The sequence below is a fragment of the Thioalkalivibrio sp. ALgr1 genome, assembly GCF_000378285.1.
Classification (GTDB): domain Bacteria; phylum Pseudomonadota; class Gammaproteobacteria; order Ectothiorhodospirales; family Ectothiorhodospiraceae; genus Thioalkalivibrio.
In genome coordinates this window covers 173,280-185,466 of the sequence record NZ_KB905134.1, presented here as the reverse complement: position 1 = coordinate 185,466, position 12,187 = coordinate 173,280, and the positions used below count along the sequence as shown (strand labels likewise).

11 protein-coding genes are annotated in these 12,187 nt (G+C 64.6%); 4 read left to right on the top strand and 7 right to left on the bottom strand.

Annotation, left to right across the window (positions count from 1 at the left end):
• Position 1: 1 nt before the first annotated feature.
• Positions 2-550 (bottom strand): tetratricopeptide repeat protein, encoded by a 549-nt coding sequence (locus tag F466_RS0108555; RefSeq protein ID WP_018139387.1) that lies wholly within the window; start codon positions 548-550, stop codon positions 2-4.
• Positions 550-2,892: a penicillin-binding protein 1B gene (gene mrcB, locus F466_RS0108550; protein WP_156820966.1), complete on the bottom strand. Its 2,343-nt coding sequence runs from the start codon at positions 2,890-2,892 to the stop codon at positions 550-552. The genes F466_RS0108555 and mrcB overlap by 1 nt, the downstream gene beginning before the upstream one ends.
• Positions 2,893-3,044: 152 nt before the next feature.
• On the opposite strand from mrcB, the gene F466_RS0108545 reads away from it, so the two are divergent.
• From F466_RS0108545 to F466_RS0108530, 4 genes are read left to right on the top strand one after another with little or no spacing between them, the layout of a single operon-like run.
• Complete coding sequence (locus F466_RS0108545) at positions 3,045-4,607, top strand: bifunctional aminoglycoside phosphotransferase/ATP-binding protein (protein ID WP_018993888.1); 1,563 nt, start codon at positions 3,045-3,047, stop codon at positions 4,605-4,607.
• Between the two features lie 51 nt (positions 4,608-4,658).
• A complete protein-coding gene (locus tag F466_RS0108540) occupies positions 4,659-5,432 on the top strand; it encodes a hypothetical protein (protein WP_018993887.1) in 774 nt (257 codons plus the stop codon).
• Between the two features lie 46 nt (positions 5,433-5,478).
• Complete coding sequence (locus tag F466_RS0108535; RefSeq protein WP_231362281.1) at positions 5,479-6,009, top strand: C40 family peptidase; 531 nt, start codon at positions 5,479-5,481, stop codon at positions 6,007-6,009.
• 40 nt (positions 6,010-6,049) lie between these two features.
• Positions 6,050-6,568, top strand: coding sequence for a DUF302 domain-containing protein (locus F466_RS0108530; RefSeq protein ID WP_018993886.1), 519 nt, complete (start codon positions 6,050-6,052; stop codon positions 6,566-6,568).
• Positions 6,569-6,649: 81 nt separating this feature from the next.
• Here the strand turns inward: F466_RS0108530 and secF are convergent, their stop codons facing one another.
• From secF to queA, 5 genes are all read right to left on the bottom strand, one after another.
• Positions 6,650-7,597, bottom strand: coding sequence for a protein translocase subunit SecF (gene secF / locus F466_RS0108525; protein WP_018993885.1), 948 nt, complete (start codon positions 7,595-7,597; stop codon positions 6,650-6,652).
• A 13-nt stretch (positions 7,598-7,610) separates the two neighbouring features.
• Positions 7,611-9,479: a protein translocase subunit SecD gene (gene secD, locus F466_RS0108520; RefSeq protein WP_018139380.1), complete on the bottom strand. Its 1,869-nt coding sequence runs from the start codon at positions 9,477-9,479 to the stop codon at positions 7,611-7,613.
• An 11-nt stretch (positions 9,480-9,490) separates the two neighbouring features.
• Complete coding sequence (gene yajC, locus F466_RS0108515; RefSeq protein ID WP_018139379.1) at positions 9,491-9,820, bottom strand: preprotein translocase subunit YajC; 330 nt, start codon at positions 9,818-9,820, stop codon at positions 9,491-9,493.
• 98 nt (positions 9,821-9,918) lie between these two features.
• On the bottom strand, positions 9,919-11,034 hold the full coding sequence (gene tgt / locus F466_RS0108510; protein ID WP_018993884.1) for a tRNA guanosine(34) transglycosylase Tgt: 1,116 nt from the start codon (positions 11,032-11,034) through the stop codon (positions 9,919-9,921).
• Positions 11,024-12,091, bottom strand: coding sequence for a tRNA preQ1(34) S-adenosylmethionine ribosyltransferase-isomerase QueA (gene queA, locus F466_RS0108505; RefSeq protein ID WP_018993883.1), 1,068 nt, complete (start codon positions 12,089-12,091; stop codon positions 11,024-11,026). The genes tgt and queA overlap by 11 nt, the downstream gene beginning before the upstream one ends.
• Positions 12,092-12,187: the final 96 nt, after the last annotated feature.

Here is a 12,187-nt window from a genome sequence, read left to right as displayed (position 1 = left end):
CTCAGACAACGCCGGTTTCCAGCCTCTGAATGGCCTCCTGGGCCTCCCGGACGCCTTCTTCGTCACCCATCGCCTCGCGCGCGGCCTTGATCACACGCCAGTTCTCCAGAGCAAGCGAGCGATCCCGTTCGCCGCCCAGTTGCAGCGAGCGCCCTGCCAGACGGTCCGCCTGCGGGTAATTGCCCTGCTCCAGCCGGATGTGGGCCATCTGATGCCACAGCGAGGCATCGCGCGGCGCAATCCGCAGCGCACGCTCCAGCTGCTGGGCGGCGCGCTCGAGGTTCCCCTCGCTGCGCGAGCCTTCAGCCTGCTCGGCCAGGGCCAGCGCGGCCGACGGCGTGGCGTCTGGCTCCGCCGCCGGTTCAGGCTCGCGCGACTCCTCGTGCGGGATCGCCTCAGGCTCCGGTGCCTCGGCCGCCGGCGGCTGCTCGGGGGCCGGGGCCCGTGTCTCCGGCACCGCACAGGCCGCCAGAAACAGCACCGTCAGCAGTGCGGCGACCGGGCGAGGTCGAAACGGCAGGCTCGAGCGTAAGGAGGTGGTTGAAGTCATCAGCGGAACAATCTCTCGAAAAAGCCCCGCTCATCCGGGGTACGGCCCGTGTCGCAGTCGGCACGGCTCTCGGGGATGGAATTCTGCCAGAACGGGAGCGTTTTCACCGCCTCGCAGGCATGGTCGTCCTGCTCGACACGGAGCCCGGACTTCAGGTCAATCGCCTGATAGGCAATCTCCGGATGACGGTCGAGGCGCAGCGACTGGGCGCCGAGACCTGCCATTATGTCCGCCCAGATGGGGGCGGCGGCCGCCCCTCCGGTCAGGCCGGTCGCCTCGTTGTCGTCCATCCCCAGCCAGACCACCGTGACATGGCGATCATCGAACCCGGCGAACCAGCTGTCGCGGAAGTTGTTCGTGGTGCCGGTCTTGCCGGCCACGACGCGCCCCGGGAGGCGCTGGCTGATCTGCCGCCCGGTCCCCTCGGTAGTCACATCATGCAGGGCGTGGGTCAGCAGGCTGACCGCCCCATCGGGTACGGCACCGCGCAATTCCAGCCCGTAGTGGGACAGGACCTCGTCCTCGAGATCGAGGACATCGCGAATCGCGCGGGTGCCGGTCGCATAGCCGCCATTGGCAAGCGCCTGGTACAGCCCGGCCACCTCCAGTGGCGACAACTCGATCGCCCCGAGGGCCAGCGAGGGCAACGGCGCCGGGGTGCGCTGCAAGCCGAGCGTCTGCAGCACGTCGATCAGCTGCGAAATACCGATCTCTTCGGCCAGCTGGACCGTGGCGACGTTGTAGGACTGGACCAGTGCCTCCCACGCCGTCACGTCGCCGCGGTGCTCGCGATCGAAGTTGCGCGGCGTCCAGGGTTCGCCATGCGGCAGCTGGATGGTCATTGGGCTGTCATCCAGCAGACTTGCTAGCGTATAGCGCCCGGGTTGCGTGAGCGCGGCCAGATAGACGAAGGGCTTGAGTACCGACCCGACCTGACGTTGCGCCTCGACCGCCCGGTTATAGCCGGGATACTGCGGATCGCGGTCCCCGACCACCGCGAGCACTTCCCCCGCCTGGGGATCCGTCACAACGGCAGCCGCCTGCAGGCGCTCCAGGCTGGACCCGCGCTGCTCGATCACCCGATCCACACCTGCCTTCACGCGCTCCTCCAGCGTGAGCTGCACGACCGGGTCCATCGTGGTGAAGATGCGTAGCCCCTCGCTGCGCAGATCTTCGTCCGCGTAGTCAGCGCGCAACTCGCGGCGCACCATGTCGAGAAACGCCGGGAATCGGCTGCGGCCCTGTGGCACCACGGGGGTTACATCGAGTTCAGTATCGAGCGCGGCCTCGACCTGGTCGGCATCGGCCAGCCCGGTCTCCAGCATCGCCCGCAGCACCTGATCACGGCGCGCCTCGGCACGCTGGGGGTGACGCCGGGGGTCGTAGTAGCTGGCACCGCGGGCGAGCCCTACCAGAAGCGCCAACTGGTCCAGGCGGAGTTCGTTCAGCGGACGTTGATAGTAGAACTGGGACGCCTGGCCGAATCCGTGAATCGCGCGCTCGCCCGACTGGCCCAGGTAGACCTCGTTGATATAGGCCTCGAGGATCTCGCGCTTGGAATAGCGTCGCTCCAGCAACAAGGCCATGACCGCCTCGTTCGCCTTGCGCGCCAGGGTCTGGTCCCGTGTCAGGTAGAAGTTCTTGACCAGCTGCTGCGTCAGCGTGCTGCCACCCTGCACCGTCCGCCCCGCGCGCAGATTCGCCATGGCGGCCCGGGCAATCCCCGCCGGGTCCACCCCGCGGTGCGACATGAAGCGACGATCCTCAATTGCGAGCAGTGCACCGATCAATTCACGTGGCACCTCGTCTATGGCCACGAGGATGCGATCCTGGCCATGGGTCGGGTAGATGCTCCCGATCAGCAAGGGCTCGACCCGCATCAGATCGACGCGCTCTCCGTTCCCCTGCTCCTGGACGGACTGCACCCTTCCACCTGAGAAATCCACCCGCACCGAATGGGCCGGTTCCGGACCGTCGCCGAAGGTGAACGGGCGCGTGGTAAACGACACCCGGTTGCCGTCCACGCGATACTCGCCCGGGCCACTTCCCTGTGCGCTACTGCGGTAGTTCAGTGTCTCCAGTTCGGTTTCCAACGCCTGGGGCGTTAGCGCCCGACCCTCGTACAGCTCCAGCGGTCGCGCGTAGACGCGCGCCGGCAAGGCCCAGCGCTGGCCCTCGAAGCGCTCGCGAATCTCCTGATCGAGCGAGACGACGTAGATCGCCCCAACCCCGACGCCGGCCAGCACCAGACCGGCGAACAGCCACACCCCGGCACCAAAGAAACGGCGCAGGCCTCCGGATCGGGCACCTCGGCGGGAACGGGTCGTACGTTTTCGGGGCATGAGGGCTTCTGGAAACGGCACAAGGAAAGGGATCAGTCCCAATGTTAACCTGACCGGGAACAGCAGACATGCCGCAAATGCCGCGTTTCCGGGAACGAATCGGCACAAAACCCGTCCACCCGATCGCGATCTGCCAATCCCATGGAGGCGTGATGAGCGCGCTGGAACAACACCAACAACAACTGCAGACCCTGATTGCGACGCTGGGATTCCCGGAGCCCACACCAACGAAAGATCAGGTGCAGCGCATCGAGACCCACATCTCGACCGTCATTCTCGCCGGTGACCATGCCTACAAATTCAAGAAGCCACTCGCACTGGGATTCCTGGACTTCTCCACGCTCGACGCGCGTCAGCACTTCTGTGAAACCGAGTTGAAGGTGAATCGCCGCCTCGCCCCGCAAATCTATCTCGATGTGGTGACCCTGAACGGAGATGCCTCGGCTCCCCGCATCAATGGCGAAGGCCCGATCCTCGACTACGCCGTATGCATGCGCCGATTCGATCGCCGCAAGCAACTGGATAACCTGCTGGAACAGGGCCAGTTGCCCACCGAGGCCATGGAGGCACTGGGCCACTACATCGCTGCCTTTCACGAGCGCACCGAGCGGGCCGGCGCCGACTCGCCCCATGGCACCCCGGAAGCGGCGACCCAGCCCATGCTCGACAACTTCCCGGCCCTGGGCGAAGCGATCCATGGCGAGGTCGACAGGGCCCGGCTCACGGCGCTGGAGCGCTGGACCCGGAACGAAATCGAACGCCTGGGCCCGCTTCTCGAATCACGCCACCGCGAGGGCTTCATCCGCCACGGGCATGGCGACCTGCACCTGGGCAACATCGTGTATGTCGACGATCCGGAAAACGGCGAGACGCTGGCGGCGTTTGATGCGATCGAGTTCGATCCCGAGCTGCGCTGGATCGACGTGATCTCCGAGATCGCGTTCACCACCATGGACCTGCTGGCACGCAAGGCCCGGGCGCATGCCTGGCGCTTGCTGAATGCCTACCTGGACGGTCGTGACGACATCGCCGGGCTCCGCCTGCTGCCCCTTTATCAGGTCTATCGCGCTCTGATCCGCGCCAAGGTGCAGGGCATCCACGCGCAGGAGTCGCATCTCCCCTCGGACGAACAGGCGGCCCACCGCGCCGAAATGGGGCGCTATCTCGCACTCGCCGAACGCCTGACCGAGCCGTCTGCGCCGCGCCTGGTGCTGATGCATGGCGTATCCGGCAGCGGCAAGACCGTGATCAGCACGCAGATCGTTGAGGCCCTCGGGGCGCTGCGGCTGCGCTCCGATATCGAGCGCAAGCGCATGGGCGACGCGGTCTCCTACAGCGAAGAGGCTCGCGGGCAGATCTACGACCACCTGCGCGCCCGCGCGGACACCCTGCTGGCGCTGGGGCACACCGTGATCGTCGACGCGACCTTCCTGACCCGTGCCCAGCGGGCACCCTTCCAGCAGCTCGCTACCCGGCACCAGGCGGGGTTTGCAGTCGTCGCCTGCCACGCCAGCGATCGCGTCCTGCAGGAACGCCTCGAGCAACGCTCTGCGGCCGGTAAGGATGCGTCCGATGCCGACTACCAGGTGATGCAGCAGCAACGCCCGCAGCAGGAATGGCCGACCGGAGCGGAGGGCGTCGTGGAGGTTGCCCCGGAACAGCCGCTGGATACCGATGCCCTGGCACGCCAGCTTCTGCAACCGGTTTCCGCCTAATTGTCCGCGTACGTGCCAAAATACAGCCTGACACAACATCTGCGAATGCCTATGTCCCGTACCCTCGCCCTACTCCCGGCTGCCTGTCTGATTGTCCTGGCGACCGGCCTGCCGGCCCAGGCTGACGCCCTTTTGCACTACATCGACGACGAAGGGCTCGAGAGCCAGATCCTCGTGCGCGATCACATGATCCGCATGGAGCTGAACGAGGCGATCAGCGGAACTTCCGGGTACATGCTGTTCGACGCGCGCAACGACCAGCTCACCGTCGTGGATGACGACGAGCAGACCTATCTGCCGTTGACGCGCGAGGTGATGGATCAACAGATCCAGGCGATGACCGACATGGTCAGCGACCTGCGCCGCCAGATGGAGCAGCTCCCCCCGGACGTTCGCGATCAGCTCAAACAGCAGCTTGGGATCGGCCCCGAGGGGTTCGAGGCCGAAATCAGTACCCGCGAGACCAATGAGCAACGCGAGATCGGGGACTTTGTCTGCAGCGAAATCGAAGTGCTGATCGATGACCGCCCCCAGAGCACCGTTTGCGTCGCCGACGCGCAATCCTTGGGCCTGGAGGCGTCCGATTTTCAGACCCTCGGGGCCTTGATGGATCGCCTCTATGAGCTGTCCTTGCGCGCCCTTGAGGCCGGAGGCCCCATGGCCTCCCAGATGGGGGCGTCGCTCCTTCCCCGTGTGGAGGGCATCCCTCTCGAGGTCCGCGAACACGATGGCGTCACGACCCGACTGGCAGGGCTGTCGACGGACGCCCTTAGCGAGGCCTTGTTCCAGGTACCGGAAAGCTATGAAGAAACCGAGATGTTCTAATGCTCCGGGGCCAACGCCCTCCCCGGCCTACGGGTCCCAATCCGGCATACCATCCTCCCACAGCGTTCTCCCCTTGCTAGGGGCAGCGCTCGTACTGGCCGGGTGCGCAAGCAGCCCTGAACCACGCGGGCCGGCACCGGAGCCCCTCAAGGTCGATCCGGAACCCCGGGTAGCCGAAGGCCCGATGAGTTATGTTCCCGAGGCCGAGCTGAAGCGCTCCGAGGTCGTACTGGCGGCGCTCGGACACCTCGACACGCCCTACCGCTACGGCGGCACCGACGCCAACGGGCTCGACTGCTCCGCCCTGGTACAGCGCGCCTACCGCGAGGCGGGTCAAGATGTCCCTCGGACCACGGGCGAACAGGCCTCGGCCGCCGTAAAGCGCGATGGCGACCCGAGCCCCGGAGACGTCGTGTTCTTCGCGATCAACGGGAATCAAATTGACCACGTCGGGGTCTATGTCGGTGAAGGCCGATTTGTCCACGCGCCAAGCTCGCGCGGGCAGGTCCGAATTGAGGAACTCGACAATCCCTACTGGGCTCCACGCACCCGATTCGCGGGCCATTTCTTCGACTAATGGGCCTTGGGCCCCTGGAACCTACTACGAGGAAGGAACCATGAAGGCATTCCCTAATTTGTCCCAACTGCTGCGCCGTTCGGCGCTCGCCCTGACGCTGGGCGCCGGCCTGGCACTGGGTGCCACTGCCACCGCGTACGAAACCGTGATGGAAACCGACGAACGCGTGATCTTCAAGATCGAAGGCGAGTTCGATCACTACTTTGAAATGGTCGAGGAAGCCATCGCATCCGAGGGTCTGGTGATCAACAACGTCGGCTACATCGCCAACATGCTGGACCGCACCGCTGGCCAGGAGAGTGGCGAGGGCATTTATCTCAATGGCAAGTCCCTGGACTTCTGTAGCGCCAGCTATTCGCGCGCCACGATGGAGGCCGACCCGCACAACATGGTGTTCTGCCCCTACATCATCACGGTGTACGAGCTGACCGATGAGCCCGGCGTGGTGTACATGGGCTACACCCCTGTCCCCGAGATCGGTGAAGAAGACTCCAAGAAGAGCCTGCGCGACGTCAACGAACTGGTGGAGCGCATCATCAAGGAAGCGCTGTCGTTCTGACCACCGCCTGAACGCGAAAAGCCCGGCTAGCCTCGCAGGCTGCCGGGCTTTTTTGTGCCCACTGATTCCAGCGGATGTCCGCTAAGGCGTCTGATCTTCCTCGGCGCCTTCCCTCTTCACCGGGAGTAGCACCTGGCGGTCCACGCCTAGCAGCAATGCCGCTGTGGCCGCGATAAAGATCGACGAATAGGTACCCACAATCACCCCGATGATCAGCGCGATCGAGAAGTTCTGCAGCGCAGCGCCACCCAGGAACGCCAGCGCGAACAACACCAGCAGGGTCGTCGTACTGGTGACAATGGTACGCGCCAGGGTCTTGTTCACCGCGATGTTCATCACCTCTTCGGTGCCCTTCTTGCGCAATATTCGGAAATTCTCGCGTATTCGGTCATACACCACGATCGTGTCATTCAATGAATACCCGATCACCGCAAGCACCGCCGCCAGGACCCCCAAGTCAAACTCGAGCTGCAGCAGCGAGAAAATCCCGAGCGTGATCACCACATCGTGGATCAACGCAAGCACCGAACCGATCGAGAATCGCCACTCGAAGCGGACCGCGACGTAAATCAGGATCCCGGCCAGGGCGTAGATCATCGCCAGCCCCCCCTGCTCGCGCAGCTCCTCGCCCACGGCAGGCCCCACGAACTCCACACGCCGCAGATCCGGGTCATCCGGACCTCCATCCTGCAAGACATTGAGTACGCGGTTGGACAGCGTGGCCGGATCATCGTCGTCCTCGCTCGGGGGCAGACGAATCAGGACATCGCGTGAAGTACCAAAGGTCTGCACCTGGGCCCCGGCGAAGCCGCCATCGGCCAGCGTCTCGCGGATCGGATCGAGCTCGACCGCCTCGGGATATCCGACCTCGACCAGCGTGCCACCGGTAAAGTCGATCCCGAAATTCAGCCCGCGCGTGGCCAGAAGCGCCACAGAAATCAGGATCAGGATCAGGGAAACCGTGATCGTGATCTTGCGCTTGCCGAGAAAATCGAGATTCGATTCGGCGAAATTCAAATGCGGAAGCATGTCGTTCTCCGCCTCAGATAGCCAGACGGTTCAGCCGACGCTGCCGCCCGTAGGTGAGGTTGACGATGGCGCGGGTCACGATGATCGCCGTGAACATCGAGGCGATGATCCCGATCGACAGCGTGATCGCGAACCCCTTGATCGGGCCGGTGCCGAACAGGAACAGCACGAGCGCCGCGATCAGCGTGGTCACGTTGGCATCCGCAATCGTGGTGAACGCGCGATCATAGCCCGAGGCGATCGCGGCCTGTGGTGACAACCCGTTTCGCAACTCTTCGCGTATTCGCTCGAAAATCAGCACGTTGGCATCGACGGCCATACCCACCGTCAGCACGATCCCCGCAATGCCCGGCAAGGTGAGTGTCGCCTGCAGCATCGACAACACCGAGACAATGAAGATCAGGTTCAACGCAAGCGCGACGTTCGCGATCACCCCGAACACCCGGTAGTACAGCACCATGAAGATCATCACGGCGATGAAGCCGATCACCACCGACTGCATACCGCGATCGATGTTCTCCTGACCGAGGCTCGGGCCCACCGTACGTTCTTCGACGATCGACATCGGCGCGGCGAGCGCCCCGGCGCGCAGCAAAAGCGCCAGGTTGCGGGCCTCGCGGCTGCTGTCGAGTCCGGAGATCTGGAAGCGACGCCCCAGCGGCTCGTTGATGCGTGCGACGTTGATTACCTCTTCGCTACGCGAGGTGCGCATCACCTGCTCACCGTCTTCCTCAACGGTCTCGGTCGAGGTCTCGATGAACACGGTGGCCATCAGCCGACCGACGTTGTCCGAGGTCACGCGGGAGAAAATCCGCGCACCCTGACCGTCCAGATTAATGAACACCGCCGGACCGCCCGTATCCTGGGCAATGCCCGAGGAGGCATCCGTGATGTAGTCACCGGTCAGCATGACCTGACGCTGCAGCAGCACCGGTGTCCCGTCGCGTTCGTGGTAAAGACGCGTGCCCGACGGCGCACGCCCGGTCTCGTCAGCCTCCCGCGCATCACCGCTCTCCGACACGAGGCGGAATTCCAGCGTCGCAGTCGCGCCCAGGACCTCCTTTGCCCGTGCCGTGTCCTGCACGCCCGGGAGCTGCACCACAATCCGGTTCTCGCCCTGCTGAGCGATGATCGGTTCCGCCACGCCCAGCTCGTCGACCCGCGAACGCAGCGTGGAGATGTTTTGCTGCAGGGCCTGACGACGCAGTTCCGTCAGGTGGTCGTCATCCAGCGTGGCTACCAGTCGGCTGGTGTCCCCGGACCCACGCGACTCCCAGACCAGTTCCTCGCGATACTGGCGCTGTAGCCAGCTCTCGGCCGCTTCGCGGTCCGCCTCGCTCTCGAACATCACGGTCAGATCGCGGGAGCCACGCTCCACGGTGTCAAACGAAATACGCTCTTCACGCAGGCGGCCACGCAGCTCGTTCGAGTAGCGTTCCATCGCGGTACCGATCACCGCGTCCAGGTCCACTTCCATCAGGAAGTGAACCCCGCCACGCAGATCGAGGCCGAGCGCCATGGGCTGGCCATTGATGGCTCGCAACCAGCGCGGGGTGGCCGGGGCCATGTTCAGGGCGACGGTGTGATTGTCATCCAGCGCGTTGCGCAATATCTCGGCAGCGGTGGACTGCTCGTCTGTGGTCTCGAAGCGCAACAGGATCTGGCCGTCGTCCTGCTCCTCGACCGTGTGCGGCGTGACGCCCTGGGCGCCCAGGATGGTGCCCATCAGTTCACGGATGTTCTGATCGATCTCGCCGGTGGTCGGGTTCCCGATCTGGACCGACGGGTCCTCCGGGAACAGGTTGGGCGCGGCATAAAGCCCCGCGCCCAGGATGATGACGACGATCAGGGCGTACAGCCACGCCGGATAGGAATTGCGCATATTCGAAGACCCTAGAGGTCCTTGAGGGTGCCCTTGGGCATAACCTGTTGAACCGACTGTTTCTGCACGGCGATGTTCACGCCATTGGCGATGTCGACCTTGATGAAGTTCTCGCCTACCTCGGTAATCGTGCCGGCCACACCGCCATTGGTCACGATCTCGTCACCCTTGGACAGCGACTCCACCATCGACCGGTGTTCCTTCGCGCGCTTGCTCTGCGGGCGAATGATCAGGAAGTACATGATCGCGAAAAAGATCAGGATCATGATCAGGAATTCGATCATGCCACCACCGGCGCCACCACCGTCCTGGGCATGCGCTGCAGAAATCAGAAAATCCATTGGAACACTCCCGTCTAGCGAATCGGTTCAGGGCCGCCGGGCCTGGCGCCCGGCGCCCGCGAGACCCGTGACCGGGCTCGCGAAAATTGCCGCGCGGATTATGGCACAGGCGGCACTTCCATGCCGCGCCGACCATAGAAATCGGCGACGAACGCCTGAAGCGTGCCCGCCGCAATCGACTCGCGCAGGCCGCGCATCAGGTCCTGGTAGTAATGCAGGTTGTGGGTCGTCGCCAGGCGCGACCCGAGAATCTCGTTACATTTGTCGAGATGTTTCAGGTAAGCCCTTGAATAATTGCGGCAGGTGTAACAACCACACTCCGGATCGATCGGGCCCGTGTCGTCACGGAAGCGCGCATTACGGATACGCAGGACCCCTTCCCGGGTGTACAGAAATCCATTGCGTGCGTTGCGGGTAGGCATCACGCAGTCGAACATGTCCACGCCGCGGCGCACGGCTTCCACTATGTCCTCGGGCCGCCCCACGCCCATCAGGTAGCGCGGGCGGTCCTCCGGCAGTAGCGGCAGGGTCACATCCAGCGTGGCGAGCCGCTCATCTTCCGGCTCGCCCACCGACAGCCCGCCGATCGCATAGCCGTCAAAGCCAATCTCGCGCAGACCGGCGGCTGATTCCCGACGCAGCGCCGGGTACATGCCACCCTGCACAATACCGAACAGTGCCGCCGGATTGTCACCATGCGCCTCGCGCGATCGCGCGGCCCAGCGCAGCGACAGCTCCATCGACTTGCGCGCCTCGTCCTCGGTGGCCGGATAGGGCGTGCACTCGTCGAAGATCATCACGATGTCCGACCCCAGCTCGCGCTGGACCCGCATGGACGACTCCGGCGTCATCAGCACTTTCGAACCGTCCACGGGCGACTGGAAACGCACGCCCTCCTCGCTGATCTTGCGCATCTCGGCCAGCGAGAAAACCTGGAATCCACCGGAGTCGGTCAGGATCGGTCCTTCCCAGTGCATGAAGTCATGCAAGTCACCATGTGCCCGGATCACTTCGGTACCCGGCCGCAGCATCAGGTGGAAGGTGTTGCCCAGGATGATCTGTGCCCCCAGCTCGCGCAGCTCCTCCGGGGTCATAGCCTTTACGGTCCCGTAGGTCCCCACCGGCATAAAGGCGGGCGTCTCGACTTCACCACGCGGAAACCGCAGTCGGCCTCGGCGTGCCGCGCCATCCTGCCCCAGGTGTTCAAACTCCATCGTGTTCCTCCCGGACGCTCGGCGGCAGATCCGCGGGATCGCCCGGCGCCAACCACATGGCATCCCCGTAACTGAAAAAGCGATAGCGATTCGCGACCGCATGGGCATAGGCGTCCAGGATCCGCCGATATCCTGCAAAGGCGGCTACCAGCATCAGCAGCGTGCTCTGCGGCAGGTGGAAGTTCGTCACCATCCGGTCCACGACGCGAAAACGATATCCGGGCTGGATGAACAGTCGTGTTTCACCCTGAAAAGGCTTAAGCCCGCCCTCCGCCGCGGCCGTCTCGAGCGACCGTACACAGGTCGTGCCCACAGCCACCACGCGCCCGCCACGCGCTTTGCAGGCCGCCACGGCGGCACAGGCCTCCGGCCCCACCTCCAGCCACTCGGCGTGCATCTCGTGGCGCGAGGTGTCGTCCACCTTCACCGGCTGAAAAGTCCCCGCCCCGACATGCAGCGTCACCGTGGCCGTCTCGACCCCCTGCGCGCGCAGCCGGTCCAGCAGTGCATCGTCAAAATGGAGCCCAGCCGTCGGCGCCGCCACCGCGCCCTCCTTGCGGGCGAACACGGTCTGGTAGCGTTCGGCATCGCTGCCCTCGTCCGCCCGCTCGATGTACGGCGGCAGCGGGATATGACCATGCTGCTTCAGCAGTGCGAGCATGTCGGCGCCGTCCACCAGACGCAGCCGGAAAAACGGCCCCTGACGATCCGTCACCTCCACCGTAAAGGCATCCGCCAGGTGGAGGCAGGTGCCGGGCTTCGGTGCCCGACTGGCCCGCACCATCGCCAGCACCTGGGTCGGTGACTCGATCCGTTCCACGAGGACCTCGACCTGCCCACCGCTCGCCTTCTGCCCGAAGACCCGCGCCGGGATCACGCGCGTGTCATTCAGCACCAACAGATCGCCCGGCCGCAGCAGTGACTCAATCGCGCCAAACGCGGCATCTTCCGCCCGTTGGTCTTCCAGCACGAGCAGGCGCGAGCTGGCTCGCTCGGGCAGCGGATACTGGGCGATCAGCTCCTGCGGGAGCTCGTAGTCGAAATCGGAAACACGCATGGCGCGCGATGCTACCACGCACCGGCGCCCTGAATGCGGATCAAGCGAAGGCGCAATCTCCCTTGCCACACCCTGCTCGTGCGCTACACTAGCGCC